Source organism: Kitasatospora sp. NPDC001175, from assembly GCF_053598215.1.
This window is the reverse complement of record NZ_JBSFJU010000024.1, coordinates 86,846-109,837: the sequence shown is the minus strand read 5'-3', so window position 1 is coordinate 109,837 and position 22,992 is coordinate 86,846. Positions and strand designations below refer to the sequence as shown.

The 22,992-nt window shown below is 72.4% G+C and carries 23 protein-coding genes and 1 pseudogene; 15 read left to right on the top strand and 9 right to left on the bottom strand.

Annotated features, from left to right (window positions below):
- Positions 1 to 116: 116 nt before the first annotated feature.
- Positions 117 to 359 carry a hypothetical protein gene (locus tag ACWDAK_RS19425; RefSeq protein WP_344634140.1) on the top strand — a complete coding sequence of 81 codons (243 nt, stop codon included), beginning with the start codon at positions 117 to 119 and terminating at the stop codon, positions 357 to 359.
- A 104-nt stretch (positions 360 to 463) separates the two neighbouring features.
- Positions 464 to 1,072: a hypothetical protein gene (locus tag ACWDAK_RS19420; protein WP_344634141.1), complete on the top strand. Its 609-nt coding sequence runs from the start codon at positions 464 to 466 to the stop codon at positions 1,070 to 1,072.
- A gap of 92 nt (positions 1,073 to 1,164) precedes the next feature.
- On the opposite strand, the gene erpA is transcribed toward ACWDAK_RS19420, so the two are convergent.
- Positions 1,165 to 1,518, bottom strand: coding sequence for an iron-sulfur cluster insertion protein ErpA (gene erpA / locus ACWDAK_RS19415; RefSeq protein ID WP_344634142.1), 354 nt, complete (start codon positions 1,516 to 1,518; stop codon positions 1,165 to 1,167).
- Positions 1,519 to 1,723: 205 nt separating this feature from the next.
- Here erpA and ACWDAK_RS19410 point away from each other — a divergent pair, with 205 nt between their 5' ends.
- Positions 1,724 to 2,596, top strand: a complete 873-nt coding sequence (locus ACWDAK_RS19410; RefSeq protein WP_427393685.1) for a GNAT family N-acetyltransferase — start codon at positions 1,724 to 1,726, stop codon at positions 2,594 to 2,596.
- A 64-nt stretch (positions 2,597 to 2,660) separates the two neighbouring features.
- On the opposite strand, the gene ACWDAK_RS19405 is transcribed toward ACWDAK_RS19410, so the two are convergent.
- From ACWDAK_RS19405 to ACWDAK_RS19395, 3 genes are all read right to left on the bottom strand, one after another.
- Positions 2,661 to 4,028 (bottom strand): pyridoxal phosphate-dependent decarboxylase family protein, encoded by a 1,368-nt coding sequence (locus tag ACWDAK_RS19405; RefSeq protein WP_344634144.1) that lies wholly within the window; start codon positions 4,026 to 4,028, stop codon positions 2,661 to 2,663.
- A 178-nt stretch (positions 4,029 to 4,206) separates the two neighbouring features.
- Positions 4,207 to 4,674 (bottom strand): Lrp/AsnC family transcriptional regulator, encoded by a 468-nt coding sequence (locus ACWDAK_RS19400; protein ID WP_425557499.1) that lies wholly within the window; start codon positions 4,672 to 4,674, stop codon positions 4,207 to 4,209.
- 159 nt (positions 4,675 to 4,833) lie between these two features.
- Positions 4,834 to 5,760: an NADP-dependent oxidoreductase gene (locus tag ACWDAK_RS19395; protein WP_344634145.1), complete on the bottom strand. Its 927-nt coding sequence runs from the start codon at positions 5,758 to 5,760 to the stop codon at positions 4,834 to 4,836.
- Positions 5,761 to 5,989: 229 nt separating this feature from the next.
- On the opposite strand from ACWDAK_RS19395, the gene nadA reads away from it, so the two are divergent.
- Positions 5,990 to 7,171, top strand: a complete 1,182-nt coding sequence (gene nadA, locus ACWDAK_RS19390; RefSeq protein WP_344634146.1) for a quinolinate synthase NadA — start codon at positions 5,990 to 5,992, stop codon at positions 7,169 to 7,171.
- 63 nt (positions 7,172 to 7,234) lie between these two features.
- Here the strand turns inward: nadA and pspAA are convergent, their stop codons facing one another.
- Both pspAA and ACWDAK_RS19380 read right to left on the bottom strand, forming a co-directional pair.
- Positions 7,235 to 7,528, bottom strand: coding sequence for a PspA-associated protein PspAA (gene pspAA, locus ACWDAK_RS19385; RefSeq protein WP_344634147.1), 294 nt, complete (start codon positions 7,526 to 7,528; stop codon positions 7,235 to 7,237).
- Between the two features lie 48 nt (positions 7,529 to 7,576).
- A complete protein-coding gene (locus tag ACWDAK_RS19380) occupies positions 7,577 to 8,350 on the bottom strand; it encodes a PspA/IM30 family protein (protein WP_344634148.1) in 774 nt (257 codons plus the stop codon).
- Positions 8,351 to 8,675: 325 nt separating this feature from the next.
- Between ACWDAK_RS19380 and ACWDAK_RS19375 the strand changes: the two genes are divergently transcribed.
- Together ACWDAK_RS19375 and ACWDAK_RS19370 are read left to right on the top strand one after the other, a co-directional pair.
- Positions 8,676 to 9,272: a DUF3043 domain-containing protein gene (locus tag ACWDAK_RS19375; RefSeq protein ID WP_425557500.1), complete on the top strand. Its 597-nt coding sequence runs from the start codon at positions 8,676 to 8,678 to the stop codon at positions 9,270 to 9,272.
- 188 nt (positions 9,273 to 9,460) lie between these two features.
- Complete coding sequence (locus ACWDAK_RS19370; RefSeq protein WP_344634405.1) at positions 9,461 to 10,207, top strand: methyltransferase domain-containing protein; 747 nt, start codon at positions 9,461 to 9,463, stop codon at positions 10,205 to 10,207.
- A 160-nt stretch (positions 10,208 to 10,367) separates the two neighbouring features.
- Here the strand turns inward: ACWDAK_RS19370 and ACWDAK_RS19365 are convergent, their stop codons facing one another.
- Positions 10,368 to 10,568, bottom strand: a complete 201-nt coding sequence (locus ACWDAK_RS19365) for a hypothetical protein (protein WP_344634149.1) — start codon at positions 10,566 to 10,568, stop codon at positions 10,368 to 10,370.
- A gap of 123 nt (positions 10,569 to 10,691) precedes the next feature.
- Here ACWDAK_RS19365 and cobU point away from each other — a divergent pair.
- From cobU to ACWDAK_RS19325, 8 genes and pseudogenes are all read left to right on the top strand, one after another.
- Positions 10,692 to 11,240: pseudogene (gene cobU, locus ACWDAK_RS19360) on the top strand (bifunctional adenosylcobinamide kinase/adenosylcobinamide-phosphate guanylyltransferase); the annotation flags it as partial.
- Positions 11,241 to 11,306: 66 nt separating this feature from the next.
- Positions 11,307 to 12,428 (top strand): nicotinate-nucleotide--dimethylbenzimidazole phosphoribosyltransferase, encoded by a 1,122-nt coding sequence (locus tag ACWDAK_RS19355; protein ID WP_427393684.1) that lies wholly within the window; start codon positions 11,307 to 11,309, stop codon positions 12,426 to 12,428.
- A 153-nt stretch (positions 12,429 to 12,581) separates the two neighbouring features.
- Entirely contained in the window at positions 12,582 to 13,379 is a 798-nt protein-coding gene (locus tag ACWDAK_RS19350; protein ID WP_344634151.1) for an adenosylcobinamide-GDP ribazoletransferase, read from the top strand.
- Positions 13,380 to 13,623: 244 nt separating this feature from the next.
- Entirely contained in the window at positions 13,624 to 15,120 is a 1,497-nt protein-coding gene (locus ACWDAK_RS19345) for a leucyl aminopeptidase (protein WP_344634152.1), read from the top strand.
- Positions 15,121 to 15,535: 415 nt separating this feature from the next.
- Positions 15,536 to 16,924 carry a dihydrolipoyl dehydrogenase gene (gene lpdA, locus ACWDAK_RS19340; RefSeq protein WP_344634153.1) on the top strand — a complete coding sequence of 463 codons (1,389 nt, stop codon included), beginning with the start codon at positions 15,536 to 15,538 and terminating at the stop codon, positions 16,922 to 16,924.
- A gap of 58 nt (positions 16,925 to 16,982) precedes the next feature.
- Positions 16,983 to 18,740, top strand: a complete 1,758-nt coding sequence (sucB, locus tag ACWDAK_RS19335) for a 2-oxoglutarate dehydrogenase, E2 component, dihydrolipoamide succinyltransferase (RefSeq protein WP_427393683.1) — start codon at positions 16,983 to 16,985, stop codon at positions 18,738 to 18,740.
- Between the two features lie 429 nt (positions 18,741 to 19,169).
- Positions 19,170 to 19,733 (top strand): esterase/lipase family protein, encoded by a 564-nt coding sequence (locus tag ACWDAK_RS19330; protein WP_427393692.1) that lies wholly within the window; start codon positions 19,170 to 19,172, stop codon positions 19,731 to 19,733.
- Positions 19,734 to 19,835: 102 nt separating this feature from the next.
- Positions 19,836 to 20,351: a DUF4240 domain-containing protein gene (locus tag ACWDAK_RS19325; RefSeq protein WP_427393682.1), complete on the top strand. Its 516-nt coding sequence runs from the start codon at positions 19,836 to 19,838 to the stop codon at positions 20,349 to 20,351.
- A 15-nt stretch (positions 20,352 to 20,366) separates the two neighbouring features.
- On the opposite strand, the gene ACWDAK_RS19320 is transcribed toward ACWDAK_RS19325, so the two are convergent.
- Positions 20,367 to 21,176 carry a hypothetical protein gene (locus tag ACWDAK_RS19320; RefSeq protein ID WP_427393681.1) on the bottom strand — a complete coding sequence of 270 codons (810 nt, stop codon included), beginning with the start codon at positions 21,174 to 21,176 and terminating at the stop codon, positions 20,367 to 20,369.
- A gap of 136 nt (positions 21,177 to 21,312) precedes the next feature.
- Positions 21,313 to 21,816: a GNAT family N-acetyltransferase gene (locus tag ACWDAK_RS19315; protein ID WP_344634158.1), complete on the bottom strand. Its 504-nt coding sequence runs from the start codon at positions 21,814 to 21,816 to the stop codon at positions 21,313 to 21,315.
- A gap of 64 nt (positions 21,817 to 21,880) precedes the next feature.
- Here ACWDAK_RS19315 and ACWDAK_RS19310 point away from each other — a divergent pair, with 64 nt between their 5' ends.
- Positions 21,881 to 22,804: a TIGR01777 family oxidoreductase gene (locus ACWDAK_RS19310; protein ID WP_344634159.1), complete on the top strand. Its 924-nt coding sequence runs from the start codon at positions 21,881 to 21,883 to the stop codon at positions 22,802 to 22,804.
- Positions 22,805 to 22,992 lie beyond the last annotated feature (188 nt).

The window sequence follows — 22,992 nt, the reverse complement described above, 5'->3', positions numbered from 1 at the left end:
CCGCCGGTACCCCTGGTCCACGGCCCGGCCGCGGCCTAGGGTCGCACTCAGAAGGCCCATCGGCCCCAGGTCCGTGGCGGTGCCGCCACGGCTCGGTGATCGGAGCGGTGACACCGATGAAGCCCAACCCGTCCGCGCTGCGGCCCAGCCCTCCTGTCCGGTCGTCCGCCCGTTCCTGGCCGGGCGAGATCGAGGCCGACTCGCTCGCTTCCCTGGTCAGTTCCTCCCGCCGGCTCGGCCGGTTCTGGCCCCCGGCGGGCAGTGCTCCGCAGGCCGCTGTCGCGCTGCGGCCTGCGGGGGTGTCGGTACCGTCCCGGGCCCGGCGGCTGGTCGCCGACATGCCCGAGTACGGGAGCTGACCCGCCGGCTTCCGAACGAGGGAACCGGATTCACCCGGGGCACGTCAGATCCGCGCAGCGCCGCCGAGGTGGCGGAGCGCGAGCCCTCGGGAGGAAGTCACAGCATGGACGAGAACACCTCAGCCGCAGCGGTCCGGTCCGTGCGCGGGCGGGTTCGGCGCCGGGCGACGGCCCTGGCCGGACTGGTGCTCGCCGTCGGTACGGTCGCCGCCTGCGGGCCCTCCGGGTCCGGCGGGGGTTCGGACGCGGCCACCGGATCGTCGGCTAGCCCCACGGTCTCCTCGGCGGCACCCTCGCCCTCCGGCACGACGTCCACCCCGAGCACCGGCCCGACGACGTCCGCGACCGCGGATCCAAGCACCCCGGCCCCCGGCGGATCGCCGGGCAACCCCGGTATAGCGCCCGGCGAGCCGGCACCCGTCAAGCTGCCCGCGCTGGCCTACCAGGTGCAGGACGACCAGCTGACGGTCTGGTTCTACGGCGGGGTCTGCGACAAGTACGGGCTGAAGACCGACGAGTCCAAGCAGGGTGAGGTGGACGTCCGGGTGGTGGTCACCCAGACCGCGCCCCGCGGCCAGGCCTGCCCGGCCCTCGCCAAGCGGAACTCGGTGACGGCGAAGCTGAGCCGCCCGCTGGCCGGCCGATCGGTGGTGGACCTGGGCACCGGTCAGACGCTGTCGATGGACCCGCCGCCGATCGGCGGTCCGCAGTAGGGCCTAGGGACGGCGGAAACGGGCGGCGGCCCCCGGGATCACCCGGGGGCCGCCGTCGTTCATACCGAAGGGCCTAGCAGGAGCCGTGAGGCTTAGCTGAAGGAGTCGCCGCAGGCGCAGGAGCCGGTGGCGTTCGGGTTGTCGATGGTGAAGCCCTGCTTCTCGATGGTGTCGACGAAGTCGACGGTCGCACCGCCCAGGTACGGGGCGCTCATCCGGTCGGTGACGACCTTGACACCGTTGAAGTCCTTGACGACGTCACCGTCGAGCGAGCGCTCGTCGAAGAACAGCTGGTAGCGCAGGCCGGAGCAGCCGCCCGGCTGAACGGCGACGCGCAGCGCCAGGTCGTCGCGGCCTTCCTGCTCAAGCAGGCCCTTGACCTTGGCCGCGGCGGCATCGGTGAGGATGATGCCACTCTCGACAGTGGTCTCGTCCTGGACGGTCATACTTACTCCCGGTCTTGACGACAATGTGCCGCCAGTGCCAACCAGCGGCCTCCCGGATTCATTTCCGGTCGGTGGTTCTTTCCCGAGGGGTGGTTCGCGGAACCCGTTCCCCTACGCACCCATGCTCGCACACCGCGCGTGCTTCCCGAGCGTCCGATCCCGGCGAAACGGCACGCCGGGGGCGGCTCGGCGGCAGGATGGCGGTGTGATCGTTCGTCGGCTCCAGGACACCCCGGCCGACGCGCTGGCGGTGCAGCGCGTCGCCCGTGCCGCTTTCCGCGACCTCTTCGACGTTCCGGCCGCCGAGCCGGACGACGAGCGCCGGACCGTGCAACGGCTGGCGCGCACCCGGCATCTGGTGCGGTCCGATCCGGCGGGCTGCTGGGTCGCCGAGCAGGACGGCGAGGCGGTCGGCGTGGCGCAGGCGATGCGGCGGGAGGGCGTGTGGCTGCTCGCGCTGTACGCCGTACTGCCGAGCGCCCAGGGCAAGGGGGTCGGCCGGCTGCTGCTGGACCGGGCCGGTGAGTACGGTCGGGGGTGCCTGCGCGGGATGGTGTGCGCCTCGCCGTCCCCGGCGGCGGCGCGGCGCTACCGGCGCGCCGGGCTCACACTGCATCCCACGATGGAGCTGAAGGGGCGGGTGGACCGCTCCGGACTGCTCGACCGCGGGGACATCCCGGTGCACCCGGGCAACGCGACCCACTTCCACCTGCTGGACTCGGTCGACCGGCGGCTGCGCGGGGCCGCCCACGGGGTCGACCACGAGTACATGCTGGCCCACTTCGACGAACTGCTGATCGCGGACAGCCTGGCCGGGAGCGGCTACTGCTACCGGGACGGCGGCGCGGTCAAGCTGCTCGCGGCGACCTCCAAGCGGATCGCGGTCCGGCTGCTGCTGGAGGCCCTGGCCCGGGTGCCCGACGGAGCCGAGGCCCGGGTGGAGTTCCTCACCACCGAGCAGGAGTGGGCCGTGGACGTCGGGCTGGAGCTGGGGCTCACCCTGTCCAACCGGGGCTACCTGGCGCTGCGCGGGATGCGGCCGCCCGCGCCGTACATCCCGAGCGGGGCGCTCCTCTAGGCGCAGGGCAGGCGCACGGGCCGCGTCCCTTCGGGCAGGGGGTCCTGCCCGAAGGGACCTCCGGTCACGCCATGGTGTCGAGGATCTCCCGGACCATGTCCATGGTGGTGCCCGGGTGGAGGAAGGCGAAGCGGGCGACGGTCTCACCGTCCCAGCCGGTCGGGGTGACGAAGCCGATCTGGTCGGCCAGCAGTTGCTGGGACCAGCGGTAGTAGTCCTCGTTGGTCCAGCCCTTGCGGCGGAAGCAGACGGCGGACAGCTGCGGGTCGTGCAGCAGTTCCAGGTGCTCCGTCCCGCGGATCAACTGGGCGGTCTCCCGGGCCAGCTTCAGGCCCTCCTCGATCGCGTCGGTGTACGCCTGGGTGCCGTGCACCGCGAGGGAGAACCACAGCGGGAGGCCGCGGGCGCGCCGGGTCAGGTGGTAGGCGTAGTCGGTGGGGTTCCACTCGTCGCCCTCGGTGTGCAGGACGTCGAGGTAGGAGGCGTCCTGGGTGTGCACGGCGCGGGCCAGCTGCGGGTTGCGGTAGATCAGGGCGGCGCAGTCGAACGGTGCGAACAGCCACTTGTGCGGGTCGACCACGAAGGAGTCGGCGTGCTCGATGCCGTTGTAGCGCTCGCGGACCGAGGGGGCGAACAGACCGGCGCCGCCGTACGCGCCGTCCACGTGGAACCACATGCCGCGCTCGCGGGCGACCTCGGACAGGCCCTGGAGGTCGTCGACGATGCCCTCGTTGGTGGTGCCGGCGGTGCCGACCACGGCGATCACGGTCTCGGGGTGGGGGTCGGCGGCCAGCGCGGCCCGCAGTGCCTCGCCGGTGAAGCGGCGGTCCACGGTCGGGACCTTGAACGCCTCCACGCCGATGATGTTGAAGGTGTTCTTGACCGAGGAGTGCACCTGGTCGGCGATGGCGATCCGCAGCCGGGCCTCCGGGCCGACGCCGAGCTTGCGGCGCGCGGTGTCACGGGCGACCACCAGGGCGGAGAGGTTGCCCGCCGACCCGCCGGAGACGAAGGTGCCGCCGGCCGTCTCGGGCAGGCCGGCCCGGTCGGCGATCAGGCGCAGCACCTGGTTCTCGGCGGCGATGGCGCCGGCCGCCTCCAGCCAGGAGATGCCCTGCAGGGAGGCGCAGGAGACCACCATGTCGAAAAGCAGCGCGGCCTTGGTCGGGGCGCACGGTATGAAGGAGAGGTAGCGCGGGCTGTCGGCAGAGATGACGGCCCGGGAGAGCTCGTGGTCGTAGAGCTTGAGCACGTCGGCGGGGTTGTTGCCGTGCTCGTTCAGCAGGCCGGCCAGGTGGGCCCGCAGGTGCTCGCCGTCGCCAGGGTGGTCCAGCGGTACGGGGTCGTACTGCAGCCGCTCGCGCATGTAGTCGAATACCAGGTCGACCAGCTCTGCGTCGGGCCGGTGCATGCGGTTCGGGGCTGCGGACACGAGGGTCCCCTTCGCTGTGGGGTAGCAGGGAGAGCCGGGGCGCGTGGGGCCGCCCGGACACGATCAGCGTAGGCAGCGGCCCGGTTGCCGCGCGCGTCGGAAAGGGGCTGCTCGGGCAGGATTCGGGCGTGTTGAGAACGCGCTACGCAGGATTCCTGCGTACGGGTGATCCGGGCGGTCAGCCGATGAGCTGGGAGAGCACCACGGAGCTACGGCTGCGCTGGACACCGGGTTCCCTGCGGATGCGTTCGATGACGGCTTCCAGGTGGCGGGTGTCGGCGGCTCTCAGGTGCACCAGGGCGTCCGGATCGCCGGTGACCGTCCAGGCGGCGACCACCTCCGGGAACTGGCGCAGGCTGGCGAGCAGTTCCTCGGGCGAGGTGCGGGCGCGGCAGTAGACCTCGACGAAGGCTTCGGTGCGCCAGCCGAGCAGGGCGGGGTCGAGCACCACGGTGAAGCCGCGTACCACGCCGCGGGCCCGCAGCCGGTCGATCCGGCGGCGGACGGCGGTGGCGGAGAGGTTGGCGAGCAGCCCGATCTCGGCGTAGGAGGCGCGGCCGTCCCTGCTGAGGTGCTCCAGGAGCAGCCGGTCGGTCTCGTCCAGCAGTGACGCCCCGCCGAGGTCTGACGGTCGGTGCGTGCTCATCGGTGCTGGCTCCACGGGTGTCGTGCGGGTCTGGCGTCGCCGGTGGGCGAGGATACGCCGCCGACAGGGTTCCCGGAGGGGCGGCGGAGGACGGCGGGACGGCTCCGCGGTGGTGTCCGCAGAAACGTCACACCGCCCTATTCTGACGAAAAGTCTTGATCAGTCCACCAAGAGGACGATCTTGCCCCTGGTCCGGCCCTCCGCGTTGAGGGCCTGGGCGCTGGCCGCCTGGGCGAGCGGAAAGGTCGAGGCCACCGGCACGGTCAGCTTTCCCTCGTCGGCGAGGGCGGCGAGTTCGGTGAGGTCGGCGGCATCCGGGCGGACGAAGACGTAGCGGCCGCCGTGGGCGACCACGCCGTAGTCGGCGATCGAGGCGATCCGGCCCGGGTCGGCGACCAGTTCCAGCGAGACCGCCACCGCCGCCCCGCCGACCAGGTCGATCGCCGCATCCACCCCGTCCGGCGCGAGCGCCCGCACCCGGTCGGCCAGCCCCTCCCCGTACACCACCGGTTCGACACCCAGGCTCCGCAGGTAGGCGTGGTTGCGCTCGCTCGATGTGCCGATCACCCGAGCACCGAGCGCCTTGGCGATCTGGACCGCGAGGCTGCCGACCCCGCCCGCCGCCGCGTGGATCAGCACCGTCTCGCCCGGGCGCACCCGCACCGCCTTGACCAGGCACTGGTAGGCGGTGAGCCCGGCCAGCGGGAGGCCGCCCGCCTGGGCCCAGTCGAGGGCGGCGGGCTTGCGTGCCAGCGTACGGACCGGTGCGGAGACCAGCTCGGCGTAGGTGCCGTACTCGACCCAGTCCTTGCGGACGTAGCCGATCACCTCGTCGCCGGGTTTGAACTCGGTGACCGCGCCGCCCACCGCCTGGACCACCCCGGCCAGGTCCCAGCCCATGATCAGCGGGAAGTGGACGTCCAGCATCCCGTCCAGGTACCCCTCGCGGATCTTCCAGTCCACGGGGTTGACCCCGGCCGCCTTCACCCGCACCAGTACCGAGTCCGGCGCCACCTTGGGGTCGGGGAGTTCGGTGTACTCGACGACCTCGGGGCCGCCGTACCGCCTGATCGCGATTGCCTTCATGGCACCAGCCAACGCGATCCGGGCCCGGGTATCGGTCGGGCCACGCCGGAAGCTGCCGGGAAGCCGCCATAACGGCGAGCGGTTCTCATCACATCGACACGATGGCCATCGTCAGAGTGACGCTAACCGGTTATCATCGATAGCGTCACATAGACGAGAAGGCCCCCGCGGCGAAGCCGCAAGTCGGCAGGGGCCGAACCCGACCGGCCGCACAGGAGGGCATCCGCCCGTGACCACCACCACCGAGACCCACGGCGTCGACCCCGCTCCGACGCCCCTAGCTCTGCTGCTGCTCGGCCGCCAGGCCGACCCGAACAGCGAGCGCGGCGTCGAGTGCCCCGGGGACCTGCCCCCCGCCTCCGACCCCGACCTGGTCGAGCGCGCCCGCGCGGCCAAGGCGGCGCTGGGCGACCGCGTCTTCATCCTGGGCCACCACTACCAGCGCGACGAGGTGATCGAGTTCGCCGACGTCACCGGCGACTCCTTCAAGCTGGCCCGCGACGCCGCCGCCCGCCCCGAGGCCGAGTACATCGTCTTCTGCGGCGTGCACTTCATGGCCGAGTCCGCGGACATCCTGACCTCCGACGCCCAGCAGGTCGTCCTCCCCGACCTGGCGGCCGGCTGCTCGATGGCCGACATGGCCACCGCCGAGCAGGTCGCCGAGTGCTGGGACGTGCTGACGGAGGCCGGTATAGCCGACGTCACCGTCCCGGTCTCGTACATGAACTCCTCGGCCGACATCAAGGCGTTCACCGGTAAGCACGGCGGCACCATCTGCACCTCCTCCAACGCCAAGCGGGCGCTGGAGTGGGCGTTCGAGCAGGGACAGAAGGTGCTCTTCCTGCCCGACCAGCACCTGGGCCGCAACACCGCGGTGCTGGAGATGGGCTTCTCGCTGGACGACTGCGTCCTCTACAACCCGCACAAGCCGAACGGCGGGCTGACCGCCGAGCAGCTGCGGAACGCCAGGATGATCCTCTGGCGCGGGCACTGCTCGGTGCACGGCCGCTTCAGCCTGGACTCGGTGAACGAGGTCCGCGCGCGGATCCCCGGCGTGACGGTCCTGGTGCACCCGGAGTGCAAGCACGAGGTGGTCACCGCCGCCGACATGGTGGGCTCGACCGAGTACATCATCAAGGCGCTGGACGCCGCCGAGCCCGGCTCCAAGTGGGCCATCGGCACCGAGCTGAACCTGGTCCGCCGGCTGGCCAAGGCGCACCCCGACAAGGAGATCGTCTTCCTCGACCGCACGGTCTGCTTCTGCTCGACCATGAACCGGATCGACCTGCCGCACCTGGTCTGGGCGCTGGAGTCGCTGGTCGACGGCCGGGTGCCGAACGTGATCACCGTCGACCCGGAGACGGAGAAGTACGCCAAGGCCGCGCTGGACCGGATGCTGGCCCTGCCGTAGCCCTCAGCACGGCAGAAGGGCGGGCCCCCTCGGGGGCCCGCCCTTCTGTTCTCGCCACGGAACCTACTCCGCGAAGCCGGGGATTATCCCCTCGCCCTCGCTCAGCAGCAGCCGCCTGACCTCGTCGAGGCTCGCCTCCGCGTCGGGGAGGATCAGGTCCGACGGCTCCAGCGAGTCGTCCGGCACCCGCGTGCCGAGCTGCCTGACCGCGTCCAGCAGCTTGCCGTATGCCTCCCGGAACCTCGTCTCGTCACCCGAGTCGAGCGCCGTGAGCAGCTCGTCGTCGAGCTGGTTCAGCCGGTTGAGGTGGTCCTCGCCCACCTCGTACTGACCCTCACCCATGACCCTCATGATCATGCCGGTGCGTCTCCCTGTTCGTTGCAGCTCTGTGCGGTGCGGCTCAGGTCACTTCTTGTAGTTGATGGTGGGCGGCGCGTCCTGCGGCGTGGCGGCGGGCTTGCCCTGCTCGATCGCCTGCGGGGCGGCGGCCGGGCCACCGGTGAGCTCGGCCTTCATCCGGGCCAGCTCCAACTCGACGTCGTTGCCGCCGGCCACCCGCTCCAGCTCGGCCTCGATGTCGTCCTTGCGGCCCAGACCGCTGGCGTCGTCCAGCGCGCCCGAGGCGAGCAGCTCGTCGATCGCACCGGCCCGCGCCTGCATCTGCGCGGTCTTGTCCTCGGCACGCTGGATGGCGAGGCCCACATCGCCCATCTCCTCCGAGATCCCGGAGAAGGACTCCGCGATCCGGGTCTGCGCCTGGGCGGCGGTGTAGGTGGCCTTGATGGTCTCCTTCTTGGTGCGGAAGGCGTCCACCTTGGCCTGCAGGCGCTGGGAGGCGAGCGTGAGCTTCTCCTCCTCGGCCTGGAGCTGCTGGTACTGGGTCTCCAGGTCGGTGATCTGCGACTGGAGGTTGGCCTTGCGGCTCAGGGCCTCGCGGGCGAGGTCCTCGCGGCCCAGCGAGAGCGCCTTGCGGCCCTGGTCCTCGTACTTCGCCGACTGCTGCTGCAGCTGCGTCAGCTGGAGCTCCAGGCGCTTGCGGGAGGTGGCCACGTCGGCGACACCCCGGCGGACCTTCTGCAGCAGTTCGAGCTGCTTCTGGTAGGAGTAGTCGAGCGTCTCGCGCGGGTCCTCTGCCCGGTCCAGGGCCTTGTTCGCCTTGGAGCGGAAAATCAGCCCCATACGCTTCATGATTCCGTCGCTCATGGGCCTCGGGTGCCCCCTTCTCGGGCCTGCGGTTCCGTCTCGTTGCTGACAACCTTGAGTGTAGGTGCAGCGGGCAACTGCCCGCAGTGCACCTGCCTGCTACAAGACTGCTACAGGCGCAACCGCTCGAACCTCATCCCGAGGGTGGATCCGACCCCGGTCCATGATCCATCACGGGCAGGGGGTCCCGTAGGGGAAGAGGGCCGGGAAGCGCTGCCCGGGAGCGGGGCGTGCCGGATCGATACCGGTTTGGGTCCGAAGGGGCGGCAAGAAGCCCGCGGCCAGCACGTACGCTGGTGGTGTGTTCCGACGCCGCTCAGATGATGCCTCCTCCTCCGCCACCGTGGTGGCCGAGCAGGACGAGACGACCCCCCGCCACCCCCAGGCGAAGAAGGGCCGCCCCACCCCCAAGCGCAGCGAGGCCGAGGCCAACCGCCGCAACCGGGTGACCGTTCCCAAGGACCGCAAGGAGGCCGCCCGCCAGTCCCGCGAGCGGCTGCGCGTCGAGCGGGAGCAGCAGCGCCAGGCGCTGCTGAACGGCGACGAACGCCGCCTGCCGCTCCGCGACAAGGGCCCGGTGCGCCGCTTCACCCGCGACTACATGGACTCGCGCTGGACGATGGCCGAGTTCTTCCTGCCCTACGCGGTGGTGGTGCTGGTCCTCAGCATCGTGCGCAACCCGATGCTCCAGCTGGTCGCCCAGTTGCTGTTCCTGCTGTTCTTCGTGCTGGTCATCCTCGACTCGGTCCGGCTGGGCCTGGGTCTGCGCAAGACGCTGGCCGAGCGCTTCCCGAACGACAACACCCGTGGCGCGGTCGCGTACGGCCTGATGCGCACCCTGCAGATGCGGCGGCTGCGACTGCCGAAGCCGCAGGTCAAGCGGGGCGAGCGGCCCTGACCGCCGAGCCGGTTCCGCCGCAGTCGTACTGGGTCTCTCCCGCCTGGCCGGAGGGACCCGGGCTCTCTCCGGTACCTGGTGCGGTCGTTCCCGCCGCGGTGCCGTCTACTGCGGCCGGTGCGCTGCCCGGCCAGGGTGCCGGGGCGCACGACCGGCTGCCGGCGGCCCGGCCCTTCGGACAGCCCGGGATGTCGTGGCTGGAGCGGCAGGGCGGGCTGCGCAACCTGGTCCGGCAGGAGCTGGTGGCCCGGCAGCTCGCCGAGCAGCTGACCGGGCGGACCGGCCTGCGGGTGCTGGACGTCGGCTGCGGCCAGGGCACCCAGGCACTGCGGCTCGCCAGGGCCGGCCACCTGGTCACCGGGCTCGACCCGGACCCGGTCACCCTCGGTGCCGCCCGGGCCGCACTCGCGGCCGAGCCGCCCGAGGTGCGCGACCGGGTCCAACTGCTGGGCGGGGACGGCCACCAGTGCGGACGCTGGTTCGGCCCGCGCAGCTTCGATGTGGTGCTCTGCCACGGTGTCCTGATGTACCTGCCCGACCCGGACCCGATGCTCGCCTCGCTGGCCCGGATCCTCGCCCCCGGCGGCGTGCTCTCACTGCTGGTGCGCAACGCGGACGCGCTGGCCATGCGGCCCGGGCTGACCGGTGACTGGCGGGCCGCGCTGCACGCCTTCGACAGCGCCCGCTACACCAACCACCTCGGCCTGCCCGCCCGTGCCGACCGTCTCGCGGACCTGACCACCACGCTGGCCGGGCTGTCGGTCCCGCTGCGGGCCTGGTACGGCGTCCGGGTGTTCACCGACACCACACCCGAGGACGCCGCGCCGGTGGACGGGCGGCAGCTGGCGCAGCTGCTGGACGCCGAGGAACGGGCCGGGCGCGAGGAACCGTATCGGCGGGTGGCGGCCCTGCTGCACGTGATCGGCGCCAAGTAGCCACCGACGGGGTCAGGGCCGGGCAGTCGTAACGGGGCGCTCTTCAGAGGGGCTCCTCAGGGGCGCGGGAACCGTGCGGGGAGCGCTCCGCAGTTCAACGAGGGCCGTCGCACAGCGCCTCGCGCCCCAGGACGTCCCGGCCACCGGCCGGGACGGAGGGTCACTCGGCGTGCAGGCTCATGGTGTAGATCTCGCGGCCGTCGTCCAGGAGCGCGGCCCGGTCGGCACCGTCCTCCAGCAGCTGCTTCCAGCTCTCGCCGATCCAGGACTCCGCGTCCCCCTGACTGGCGAACTCCTCCTGACCGCCGGGCGGCTCGGTGAGGGTGCCGTCCGCCTTCTCGTACCGCCACGTGAACACCATGCCGGGCTCCTCCCGCCTCGGGACCGCTTCGTCCTCGTCGTGCGCTGCAGTTGCGCACACTAGCGTGCCCGGACGAACCGCCCTCATACCTCGTCAGGCAGGATGTGGGACATGGCACTCCCCCGCACCCTGATCCTCGGCGGCGCCCGCTCCGGCAAGTCCACCCGGGCCGAGCAGCTGCTCGCCCCGTACCGGGACGCGCTCTACGTGGCCACCGGCGGCACCCGTGACGGCGACCGGGAGTGGGCCCAGCGGGTCGCCCTGCACCGGGAGCGGCGGCCGGGCTCCTGGCGTACCGCCGAGACCTGCGACCTGGTGCCCGTACTCGCCGACCGGGCCGACCGCGCGCCGGTGCTGATCGACTGCCTGGCGCTCTGGCTGACCGCCGTGATGGACGAGTGCGGCGCCTGGGACGACGCGGCGTGGACCGGCGGTGCGGAGCGCGCGGTGCAGCGGCGCTGCGACGAACTGGCCGAGGCCTGGCGGCTGACGGAGCGCCAGGTGGTCGCGGTGAGCAACGAGGTCGGCATGGGGGTGGTCCCGGCCACCGCCGCCGGCCGGCGGTTCCGGGACACTCTCGGCCGGCTGAACATGGCGGTGGCGGACGCCTCGGAGCGAGTGCTGCTGGTGGTGGCCGGGCAGGTGCTCACGGTCAAGCCCTCCGCCGGGTAGCGGGCGGGTGGGCGGCTTCGAGGGCCACCACCGCAAGTCCGCCTCTGCCGTGTAGATTTCCGCTCGATGGACACCACCGTGGATCTCGATACGTTCTCCTCGCTCGTCGAGCGCCCCGACGACAGCGCCCGCCACGCCGCCGAGGAGCGCTGGCAGCAGCTCGACAAGCCGCGCGGCGGCCTCGGGCAACTGGAGGAACTCGGCAGCTGGCTGGCCTCCGTGCAGGGCGACTCACCGGTGCGGCCGCTGACCGCCGCCAAGGTGCTGGTCTTCGCCGGCGACCACGGCGTGGCCGGTCTCGGCGTCTCCCGCCCCGGCGCGCCCGGCACCGCGCAGCGGGTGCAGGCGGTGCTGGACGGCACCGCCCCCGTCGCAGTCCTGGCGCACCGCTACGGCGCTGAGGTGCGGGTGGTGGACCTGGCCGTCGACGCCATCCCCGGGACCTTCCCCGCCGAGGTGGAGCACCAGCGGGTGCGGCGCGGCTCCGGGCGGATCGACGTGGAGAACGCGATCAGCCTCGACGAGGCCGCGCAGGCCTTCCGGATCGGTACGGCCATCGCCGACGAGGAGGCCGACTCCGGAACCGACCTGGTGCTGCTCGGCGACCTCGGCGCCGGCTCGACCACTGTCGCCGCGGTCCTGATCGGCGCGCTCTGCGGCACCGACGCGGCCGCGGTCACCGGGCGCGGCTCGGGCATCGACGACCGGGTGTGGATGGTCAAGTGCGCGACCGTGCGCGATGCGCTGCGGCGGGCCCGCCCGGTGCTGGGCGACCAGCTGGCGCTGCTCGCGGCGGTCGGCGGAGCGGACTTCGCGGCCATCACCGGGTTCCTCCTGCAGTCCGCGGTGCGCAAACTGCCGGTGGTGCTGGACGGGGTGGTCTCGGCCGCCTGTGCGCTGGTCGCGCAGCGGATCGCGTTCCGGGCGCCCGAGTGGTGGCGGGCCGGACAGGCGAGCGGCGAACCCGCGCAGGCCAAGGCCTTCGACCGGCTGACCCTGACCCCGCTCCAGGATCTTGGCGTTTCGATGGGCGAAGGGGTCGGTGCGCTGCTGGCGCTGCCACTGCTCCAGGCCGCCACCGACACGCTCGCGGATCCGGCCGAGGTGCTGCGGATCCAGCGGGTGACGGCCGGGCCCAAGGAGCCGCCGCGCCTGCCCACGGCGGCGGAGTTGCTGGGACGCGGCTGAGCGCCGCCCGGGCGCCTGGCACGGCGCACCCCGTCCGCAATGGCTCCTGCCGACGCGGTCGGCGGTACCGGGCGGCCCCGCACGGCGCCCTCGGGAGGTGCGCGGCCGATCATGCGGTTCGCCGCCGGTTCGAGCGAGTGAGGATCTGGAGCATTGACCCGGAGTGCCGGTGAGGCGCCCTCGTGGGGGGAGGGGGTGCGGTTCGCGTTCGGGACGCTGTCCGTGCTGCGGGTACGGGTCGAGCGGTGGGACCGGGCGGCCGGGGGACGGGCGATGGTCTGCGCCCCGCTGGTCGGGGTCGTGCTCGGGGCGCTCGCGGCGGGCGCCGGCGCGCTGGTCGACTGGCGCGCGGGCGGGCTGCTCGCGGCGGTGGCCGCGGTGGCCGTACCGGCCTGGCTTACCCGCGGGCTGCACCTGGACGGACTGGCCGACGTGGCGGACGGCCTGGGCAGCGGGAAGCCGGCCGAGGACGCTCTGCGGATCATGAAGCAGTCGGACATCGGGCCGTTCGGCGTACTCACCCTCGTCCTCGCGCTGCTGGCCCAGATCGCCGCCCTGACCGGGCAGTTCGCCGACTCCGCCCGGCACGGCGCGCTGGCCGTACTGACCGCCGCAGTGGCCGCGCGCTGCGCGCTGTCCTTGGGCTGCCTGCGGTCGGTGCCCGCCGCGCGACCGGGCGGGCTGGGTGCGATGGTGGCCGCCACGGTGCCGCCCGCCGGTGCACTCGCCGTCTCCGCGCTCGCGGGGCTCGGCCTCGCCGCGGCGGGGTGGGCGGACGGCTGGGCGGCGCTGCGCTACCCTGGCGCGCTGCTGGCCGGCCTGGGTGCGGCGGGCCTGCTGCTGCGGCGCTGCGTGCGGCGGTTCGGCGGCATCACCGGGGACGTGCTCGGTGCGCTGGCGGAGACCGCCGCCACCGCCGCGCTGCTCACCCTGGCACTGATCGGTTGGTGACGCTGCGTCATGACGGCCGACCTGGACCGGTGTTGGGTGAATTGTGACCAATTGTGAGATCCGAGGCACCCGTTCGCCTGGAAACCGGGCCCATCCCGAGGGCGGCGTGATCCCATCATGCGGACTAACATGCGGGGAGCACCGTTACCCTGCGCCCTGTTCCAGCGGAGCACGCCGGGGTGATGCCGGTGCGGCACCGGCGCCGCACCCGGCTGTGGACCGTGAAAGAACAGGACTCATCTACGTGACTGCATTGTCTGTGAGCACCTCCTCCGCCGCCACGCTGCGCGCGGACGCCCTGGTGATCGGTGTCGGCAAGGGCCCCAAGGGCCTCGTGGTGGCCGATGGCGCCGAGGTCGTGGCCGAGGCGTTCGAGGGCAAGCTGGCCGAGGTCCTCAGCACCCTGGGCGCGACCGGTGCCGAGGGTGAGTCGGTCAAGCTCCCCTCCCCCGTCGGCGTGAAGGCCGCCCTGGTGATGGCCGTCGGCCTCGGGGAGGTCTCCGACGAGGGCTACAGCGCGGAGGCGCTGCGCCGTGCGGGCGGTGTCGCCGCCCGTGCGCTGGCGGGCGTCAAGAAGGCCGCGCTGGCCCTCCCGGCCGCCTCGACCGAGGAGTTCGAGGCCGTCGCGCTCGGCGGCCTGCTCGGCTCGTACAGCTTCACCGCCTACAAGGGCGGCGAGAACGGCAAGGCTCCGGTCGGCGAGCTGGTGCTGCTGACCGACCGCAAGGGCAGCAAGGACGCCAAGGCCGCCGCCGAGCGCGCCACGGCGATCGGCGAGGAGATCAACCGCGCCCGCGACCTGGTCAACACCGCGCCGAACGAGCTCAACCCGAAGTCCTTCGCCGCGATCGCCCAGGCGGCCGGCAAGGAGCACGGCCTGAAGGTCGAGGTGCTGGACGAGAAGGCGCTGGCCAAGGGCGGCTTCGGCGGCATCCTGGGCGTCGGCACCGGCTCGGCCAACCCGCCCCGCCTGGTGAAGGTCGCCTACACCCACCCGAAGGCCAAGGCCACCCTGGCGTTCGTCGGCAAGGGCATCACCTACGACTCGGGCGGCATCTCGCTGAAGCCGGCCGGCCACAACGAGACCATGAAGTGCGACATGGCCGGCGCCGCCGCCGTGTTCGCCTCGGTGGTCGCTGCCAAGCGCCTGGGCCTGGCCGTCAACGTCACCGGCTGGCTCGCCCTGGCGGAGAACATGCCGTCCGGCTCGGCCACCCGCCCGGGTGACGTGCTGAAGATGTACGGCGGCAAGACCGTCGAGGTGCTCAACACCGACGCCGAGGGCCGCCTGGTGCTCGCCGACGCGATCGTCCGGGCCGGCGAGGAGAACCCGGACGTGATCGTGGACGTGGCCACCCTGACCGGCGCCATGGTGCTGGCCCTGGGCAACCGCACCTTCGGTGTGATGGCGAACCGGGACGAGCTGCGCGGCCGGCTGCACGCCGCCGCCGAGGCGGTCGGCGAGCAGTCCTGGCCGATGCCGCTCCCGGCCGACATGCGCAAGGGCATGGTCGAGTCCACCATCGCCGACCTCGCCAACATGGGTGAGCGGATGGGCGGCGGCCTGGTGGCCGGCCTGTTCCTGAAGGAGTTCGTCGCCGAGGGCACCGACTGGGCGCACCTGGACATCGCCGGTCCGGCGTTCCACGAGGGTGCCCCGTACGGCTACACCCCGAAGGGCGGCACCGGCAGCGCGGTGCGCACCCTGGTCCGCTTCGCGGAGGAGACCGCGAACGCCTGACCCGCCCGCCGGTGCCCGGCACCGGCGGTCCGACCGAGGGCCCGACACCGTCCGGTGTCGGGCCCTCGACGCATTCCGGGTTACCTGCCGGTAATACAGATCGTCCCACCGCGAAACCGTGTTCGCTGGGGGCGAAACTTTCTTCCGCAGAGCGGAACCGCCCTGGTCCACGATCGGCTGGATCCAGCCTCACGTAGCCGGAAGCACCGTCGCGAGCTGCGACAATACCCACGAGATCGGTACATTTCACCAATCTGTTCGAGATCGCCGGACTTGGCCGAGGCGGCCCCGGACATCAGTCGCCGCCAACAAGTGCGAAGATGTATTTCCGGCACGACTGGGCGCCTTACGAGGGCTTCCCCACCGGACCGTGACCGGCCCGGCGAACCGCACCCCTTTGCATGGAGGACGTGACGTGGCGAACGACGCCAGCACCGTTTTCGACGTAGTCATTCTCGGAGGCGGAAGCGGCGGTTACGCCGCGGCGCTCCGCGCCGCTCAGCTCGGGCTGAGCGTTGCGCTGATCGAGAAGGGTGAGCTGGGCGGCACCTGCCTGCACCGCGGCTGCATCCCCACCAAGGCTCTGCTGCACGCCGCAGAGATCGCCGACGAGACCAAGGAAGCCGCCGAGTTCGGCGTCCTGGCCACCTTCCAGGGCATCGACATCAACGGTGTCCACAAGTACAAGGACGACGTCATCGCCGGCCTGTACAAGGGCCTGCAGGGCCTGGTGGCCTCCCGCAAGGTCCACTTCATCCAGGGCGCGGGCAAGCTCTCCTCGCAGACCTCGGTGGACGTCAACGGCCAGCGCATCGAGGGCCGCCACATCATCCTCGCCACCGGCTCCGTGCCGCGCTCGATCCCGGGCCTGGAGATCGACGGCAACCGGATCATCTCCTCGGACCACGCCCTCAAGCTGGACCGCATCCCGAAGTCGGCCGTCATCCTCGGCGGTGGCGTGATCGGCGTCGAGTTCGCCTCGGTCTGGAAGTCCTTCGGCGTCGACGTCACCATCGTCGAGGCGCTGCCGCACCTGGTCCCGCTGGAGGACGAGAACTCCTCCAAGCTGCTGGAGCGCGCCTTCCGCAAGCGCGGCATCAAGTTCGAGCTGAAGGCCCGCTTCTCCGGCGTCGAGTACACCGAGACCGGTGTGCGCGTCTCCACCGAGAACGGCAAGCAGATCGACGCCGACCTGCTGCTCGTCGCCATCGGCCGCGGCCCGGTCTCGGCCGGCCTCGGCTACGAGGAGAACGGCGTCGCGATGGACCGCGGCTACGTCCTGGTCGACGAGTACATGCGCACCAACGTCCCGACCATCTCTGCCGTCGGTGACCTCGTCCCGACCCTGCAGCTGGCCCACGTCGGCTTCGCCGAGGGCATCCTGGTCGCCGAGCGCCTGGCCGGCCTCAAGCCGGTCCCGCTGGACTACGACGGCGTGCCGCGCGTGACCTACTCCAACCCCGAGGTCGCCTCGGTCGGCATCTCCGAGTCGAAGGCCGTCGAGCTGTACGGCAAGGACAAGGTCGTCACCCTCAAGTACAACCTGGCCGGCAACGGCAAGAGCAAGATCCTGAAGACCGCCGGTGAGATCAAGCTGGTCCAGGTCAAGGACGGCGCCGTGGTCGGCGTCCACATGGTCGGCGCTCGTATGGGCGAGCAGGTCGGCGAGGCCCAGCTGATCTACAACTGGGAGGCCCTGCCGGCCGAGGTCGCGCAGCTCATCCACGCCCACCCGACCCAGTCCGAGGCCCTCGGCGAGGCGCACCTGGCGCTGGCCGGCAAGCCGCTGCACGCGCACGACTGATCGCGGCTCTTACTTCCCCATTTCCCGTACGCAAGACTTGATAGGAGTCGCTGAAACCATGGCGGTCTCAGTAACACTGCCCGCGCTGGGCGAGAGCGTTTCCGAGGGTACTGTCACCCGCTGGCTGAAGGCCGAGGGTGAGCGCGTGGAGGCCGACGAGCCGCTGCTGGAGGTGTCGACCGACAAGGTCGACACCGAGATCCCCGCTCCGGCCTCCGGCATCCTGACCTCGATCAAGGTCGCCGAGGACGAGACGGTCGAGGTCGGCGCCGAGCTGGCCGTCATCGACGACGGCACCGGCGCCCCGGCCGCCGCTGCCGCCCCGGCCGCGGAGGCTGCTCCGGCTGCTCCGGCCCCGGCCGCCGAGGCTCCCGCCGCTGCTCCGGCCCCGGTCGCCGAGGCCCCGGCTGCCGCCCCGGCCGCCGCTGCGGGCACCCCGGTAGTGCTCCCCGCCCTGGGCGAGTCGGTCACCGAGGGCACCATCACCCGCTGGCTGAAGGCCGAGGGTGACACCGTCGAGGTGGACGAGCCGCTGCTGGAGGTCTCGACCGACAAGGTCGACACCGAGATCCCGTCGCCGGTCGCCGGTGTCCTGGTGAAGATCCTGGTCGGCGAGGACGAGACCGCCGAGGTCGGCGCCCAGCTCGCGCTGATCGGTGCCGCGGGTGCCGCTCCGGCTGCTCCGGCCCCGGCTCCGGTTGCCGCCCCGGCCCCGGTTGCCGCCCCGGCCCCGGCCCCCGTCGCTGCCCCGGCCCCGGCCCCGGTTGCCGCTCCGGCTGCTGCTCCGGCTGCTCCGGCTGCTCCGGCCCCGGCCCCGGTTGCCGCCCCGGCCCCCGTCGCTGCCCCGGCCCCGGTTGCCGCCCCGGCCGCTCCCGCCCCGGCACCTGCCGCCGAAGCCGGCGACGCCTACGTCACCCCGCTGGTCCGCAAGCTCGCGGCCGAGCACGGTGTGGCCCTCTCCGCCGTCACCGGGACCGGTGTCGGCGGCCGCATCCGCAAGCAGGACGTCCTGGCCGCCGCCGAGGCCGCCAAGGCCGCCGCCGCTCCGGCTCCGGCCGCCGCCGCGCCGAAGGCCGCTGCCGCCGCGCCGTCCCCCCTGCGCGGTCAGACCGTGAAGATGACCCGCATGCGCAAGGTCATCGGCGACAACATGATGAAGGCCCTGCACGAGCAGGCCCAGCTGACCAGCGTGGTCGAGGTGGACATCACCAAGATCATGACGCTGCGCGGCAAGGCCAAGGACTCCTTCCTCGCCCGCGAGGGCGTGAAGCTGTCCCCGATGCCGTTCTTCGTCAAGGCCGCCGCCCAGGCGCTGAAGAGCCACCCGGTGATCAACGCCCGGATCAACGAGGCCGAGGGCACCATCACCTACTTCGACACCGAGAACATCGGTATCGCTGTGGACTCGGAGAAGGGTCTGATGACCCCGGTCATCAAGGGTGCGGGCGACCTCAACATCGCCGGCATCTCCAAGAAGACCGCCGAGCTGGCCAGCAAGGTGCGCGACAGCAAGATCACCCCGGACGAGCTGTCCGGCGCCACCTTCACCATCAGCAACACCGGCTCGCGCGGTGCGCTGTTCGACACCGTCATCGTTCCGCCGAACCAGGTCGCCATCCTGGGCATCGGCGCCACCGTCAAGCGCCCGGTCGTCATCGAGGCCGAGGGCGGCACCGCCATCGGCATCCGCGACATGACCTACCTGTCGCTCTCCTACGACCACCGTCTGGTGGACGGCGCCGACGCCGCCCGCTACCTGGTCGCCGTCAAGGAGATCCTCGAGGCCGGCGAGTTCGAGGTCGAGCTCGGCCTCTGATCAGGCTCTGATCGGCCGGTAGCCGCAAGGGCGGTGCCCCGTCCCGTCGCGTTCGTCGCGTACGGGACGGGGCACCGCCCTTTGCGCGTACGGGAGTTGCCCGCGGTGGGCGCGACTCCGGCAGCATGGGCCGGTCTGGAGCTTCAGGGGTGAGGCGTGGTGCGGGAGCGGGTCGAGGACCTGGTCGTGGTGTGCCCGGGATCATGGGCAGTCGGCTCGTCGACGCGGACGGCCGACCGATCTGGGACCTCTCCGGCGGCGCCCTGCTGCGCGGCATCCGGGCCTTCGCGGGCACCGCCCCCAGGCTCGCCGTAGTCGGCCGATCCCGACTTCGACGACGGTGTACGGGCCGTCGGCCTGATGCGCGACCTGCACGACCTGCCCGGCACCGGGCTCGCCGTCGACGGCCACTCACGCCTGCTGGACTGACTGGCGTACCAGTTCACCCTCGATCGTCACCCGTCCGACGCGTCCCCGGCCAACCTGCTCGCGTTCGGGTACGACTGGCGGCTCTCCTGCCGCCGCAACTCGGCCCGGCCCGGCGCCGCCGTCGAGCGGGCGCTCGACCGTTGGCGGGCCTCGGCCGCCAGCCGGCGGGAGGCCCGGGTCGTCTTCACCTTCCACTCGATGGGCGGTCTGGTCGCCCGGTACTACGTCGAGTGCCGCGGCGGCCATGGGATCGCCCGTCGGCTGATCACCCTCGGCACTCCGCACCGGGGTTCACCGGACGCCCTGCTCCACCTGGTCAACGGTGTGCACCGGGGCCGGGGCCGGCTGGCCGTCGACCTCACCGCCTTCGCCCGCAGCCTGCCCTCGCTGCACGAGCTGCTACCCGGCTACCGGACGGTGGTCCAGCGCCTTGCGCCCGGCGCGTACCGGGCCGAAGGACAGCGGGCGCACGGAGGCAATCACCGCGCTGCTGCTGGTGAAGTGACGAGTGACCCTGGGGCGGGGAGTCCGCCGGGGCGGCCATCGACTGCACCGGGGTCCTGAGCCCTTCCGGGCCGGGTCCCCGTGCCCTCCGCGAAGGCACGCCACTCCGCACGGGCGTCAACGCATGCATTCGCCCTGACGAGCGGCGATGCTGGAGCGGTGATGTACGAGACGGACTTCTGGCAGCTCATCGACGAGACCCGGGACGCGGCCGGCGGCGACCCCGACGACCAGGCCGACGTGCTGGTCGAGCGGCTCGCGCAGCTGACGCCGGACGATGTGCTCGACTTCGCGCGGCTCTTCGAGGCCCGGTTCCAGCGCGCCTACCGGATCGATCTCTGGGCGGCCGCGCACCTGCTGCTCGGCGGCGCTTCGGAGGAGGCCTTCGACTACTTCCGCTGCTGGCTGATCGGCCAGGGCCGGGAGGTCTTCGAAGGGGCACTGCACCAGCCGGACGATCTGGCCGAGCTGGTACCGGACTTCGACGAGGAGGAGGACGGCGAGGCCGAGGACCTCGGCTATGCCGCCGACGAGGCGCACGAGCAGCTCACCGGGCTGCCGCTGCCCGATCTCGGGATCGAGCAGCCGAGCCGGCCCGAGGGTACGCCGTTCGACTTCGAGGACGCCGCGCTGATGGCGAAGCGGTTCCCCAAGCTGTGGGAACAGTACGGAAGTTGAGGGTGACGGCGAACCTCAGGCGCCCACGCCGCCCGAGCTCGTCCTGATGCCCTGGACGATCCGGTCGAGCACCGCCGGGTCCGGCGCCAGGGGGTCGTCGTCCACCGATCCGGTCAGCACGGTGAAGCCGCCGCCGTGCGCCGGGACGGCCACCACCAGGACGTACCCCTGGACGCCGTCCTTCGGCACCACGTGCCAGCGCTCGGCGAAGCCCCGCCTGCCCGCCACCGCGACCGGCCCGGAGGGCAGTTGCCGGTGCGAGGCGAGTTCACCGAAGAGCACCGGTGCGGTGTCCGCCATCGCCGAGCGGGCGACCGCGACCGCGTCAGGGCCGGTCACCGGCGCCGTGCCGATGGCGAAGCTGCCGCGCACGCAGCCCGCCGGGGCGGCGCAGGAGTACGGGGCGGTGAAGAGCTGGACGGCGGCGTCACGGCCGCGCCGGCCCGGGGTCCAACCGGCGGGCAGCGGGAGGGTCCAGCCGTGCACCGGGTCACTTGCGGGGCCGTCCGGCGCCATGATGGTGGGCGGAGCGTCCCGGGCCGGCCGGCCCGGGCCGCCCTTGGCGGCGCCGAGGAAGGGCAGCGCGGCAACGTCGTCCGGACCGTCCGAATCGGCGACGATCCAGACCAGTCCGGTGAGGGCCGCCGTCGCGAAGACGGCGACCACCAGGCTGACGATCAGCCCGCCGAGGGACCTCGGCGACTTCCGCGCGGACGACGGAGCCGGTTCGGCCCGGTCGCCGCCGTCCCACCGGCCTTCCGGTGCGCCGCCGAACGCCCCGGGGTCCGGCTCTCGGTTCCGGCCCGCAGGAGTCGAATCGCTCACGTGCGGTACCGTACCGGTCGCCATCCGGCCCCGACAGACGGCTTATGACTCCTCGCCCGACCTTTCGTCACGTCGCCTGGACCGCAGAGGATCTACAACGGGGATCAGGAAGCGGACCGGCCGGCGCGTGCCGGGTTCAGGTGCGGTCCACCAGGTCGAGTCCCATCAGCACGTCGTCCACGTAGTGGCCGTCGAGGTGGAACTCCCCCGGCAGGATTCCGTCCACCGTGAACCCGGCCCGCTCGTAGAGCCGTCGGGCGTTCACGTTCCAGCCGAGCACCCGCAGGGTGAGGCGGCGGATCCGGTCGGCGCGGGCGGCCTCGATCGCGGCGTCGAGCAGCAGGGCGCCGATGCCCCGGCCCCGAGCCTCGGGAAGTACCGCGAAGCCCTGGATCTGGCGGATGTGCCGGTTGCTCTCCAGCGGCGTCACCGGCACCTGCCGGACGTAGCCGACCACCAGACCCTGCGACTCGGCGACCAGGAACTGCTCGGGTGCGCGCCGCTCGTTGAAGTACTCGACGTCCCTGGCGGGTTGCGGCAGGACGTCGCTCGTCCGGGACCAGGCCTCGTGGTCGATCACGGCGAGCTGCGGGCCGTCCTCGGTCAGTGCTCCTCGTATGGTCACACCGTCAGATCGCATGGCCGACATGCTATTCAGCGGGCGGCTCCCCGACCACGGTTTTACGACCTGGCACGATGGCCCCATGCGTATCGCGGTGACAGGGTCAACGGGTCTGATCGGTTCGGCGCTCGTCCGCTCTCTGCTGGCGGACGGCCACGAGGTGGTGCGGCTGGTCCGCCACCGGACGAGGGCCGGCAGGCAGCCGGACGGCACGGTCGGGGTCGGCTGGAACCCGCATCGGATGCAGATCGACCGGGCCGGCCTCGACGGGGTCGAGGCCGTGGTGAACCTGGCCGGCGCCGGGGTCGGCGACCACCGGTGGACGGACTCCTACCGGCAGGAGGTCCGGGACAGCCGGGTGCTCGGCACCGAGACCATCGCCGCCGCCATCGCCGAGGCCAAGGAGCCGCCCCGGGTCCTGGTGAACGCCTCCGCCGTCGGCTACTACGGCCAGACCGGCGACCGGATCATCGACGAGGACGCGCCCGCCGGGGACGACTTCCTGGCGCGGGTCTGCGTCGAGTGGGAGGCCGCCGCCCGGCCCGCCGAGGACGCCGGGATCCGGGTCGCGTACGCCCGCACCGGACTGGTGCTCTCGGCGAAGGGCGGCGCGGGCGGACGGCTGTTCCCGCTGTTCCGGCTGGGACTGGGCGGGCGGCTGGGCTCGGGCGAGCAGTACTGGGCGGTGATCTCGCTGGCGGACGAGGTCGCGGCACTGCGGTTCCTGATCGACCGGCCGGAGCTGAGCGGGCCGTTCAACCTCACCGGCCCCGAGCCGGTCACCAACCGGGAGCTGACCGAGGCGATGGGTCGCGTGCTCCGGCGGCCGACGCCGTTCCCGGTGCCGGAGCCGGTGCTGCGACTGGCGCTCGGCGAGATGGCGGTGGAGGTCTGCGGAAGCCACCGGGTCCTGCCCAGGCGGCTCCTGGACGCCGGGTTCCGGTTCCGGCACCCGGACGCGGATTCGGCGGTACGGGCGGCGCTGGAGCGGCAGCCGGGCGCCTGATCCCCGGCCGGGCAGGTCCCTCGGGCCGCGGGACCGGCACCGTCGCGGCGGGAGCAGCGGGACCGGCACGGGCGACCCACTGGGCGGGAGGGCCTTCCAGGCACCTGATCCGCCCAATGTCTCCCGGGGGCACGGGGACCGGCGCGACCAGCCCGCAACGGCGGTGCACCATTGCGCGCAAGACTCCT

What these genes read in the sequence shown, in the direction of transcription:
- ACWDAK_RS19425 (WP_344634140.1), top strand. Translation starts at nt 117, where the DNA reads ATGAAGCCCAACCCGTCCGCGCTGCGGCCCAGCCCTCCTGTCCGGTCG.
- ACWDAK_RS19420 (WP_344634141.1), top strand. Translation starts at nt 464, where the DNA reads ATGGACGAGAACACCTCAGCCGCAGCGGTCCGGTCCGTGCGCGGGCGG.
- erpA (WP_344634142.1), bottom strand. Translation starts at nt 1,518, where the DNA reads ATGACCGTCCAGGACGAGACCACTGTCGAGAGTGGCATCATCCTCACC.
- ACWDAK_RS19400 (WP_425557499.1), bottom strand. Translation starts at nt 4,674, where the DNA reads ATGAGCACGCACCGACCGTCAGACCTCGGCGGGGCGTCACTGCTGGAC.
- ACWDAK_RS19395 (WP_344634145.1), bottom strand. Translation starts at nt 5,760, where the DNA reads ATGAAGGCAATCGCGATCAGGCGGTACGGCGGCCCCGAGGTCGTCGAG.
- pspAA (WP_344634147.1), bottom strand. Translation starts at nt 7,528, where the DNA reads ATGATCATGAGGGTCATGGGTGAGGGTCAGTACGAGGTGGGCGAGGAC.
- ACWDAK_RS19380 (WP_344634148.1), bottom strand. Translation starts at nt 8,350, where the DNA reads ATGGGGCTGATTTTCCGCTCCAAGGCGAACAAGGCCCTGGACCGGGCA.
- ACWDAK_RS19370 (WP_344634405.1), top strand. Translation starts at nt 9,461, where the DNA reads ATGTCGTGGCTGGAGCGGCAGGGCGGGCTGCGCAACCTGGTCCGGCAG.
- ACWDAK_RS19365 (WP_344634149.1), bottom strand. Translation starts at nt 10,568, where the DNA reads ATGGTGTTCACGTGGCGGTACGAGAAGGCGGACGGCACCCTCACCGAG.
- ACWDAK_RS19355 (WP_427393684.1), top strand. Translation starts at nt 11,307, where the DNA reads ATGGACACCACCGTGGATCTCGATACGTTCTCCTCGCTCGTCGAGCGC.
- sucB (WP_427393683.1), top strand. Translation starts at nt 16,983, where the DNA reads ATGGCGGTCTCAGTAACACTGCCCGCGCTGGGCGAGAGCGTTTCCGAG.
- ACWDAK_RS19325 (WP_427393682.1), top strand. Translation starts at nt 19,836, where the DNA reads ATGTACGAGACGGACTTCTGGCAGCTCATCGACGAGACCCGGGACGCG.
- ACWDAK_RS19315 (WP_344634158.1), bottom strand. Translation starts at nt 21,816, where the DNA reads ATGCGATCTGACGGTGTGACCATACGAGGAGCACTGACCGAGGACGGC.
- ACWDAK_RS19310 (WP_344634159.1), top strand. Translation starts at nt 21,881, where the DNA reads ATGCGTATCGCGGTGACAGGGTCAACGGGTCTGATCGGTTCGGCGCTC.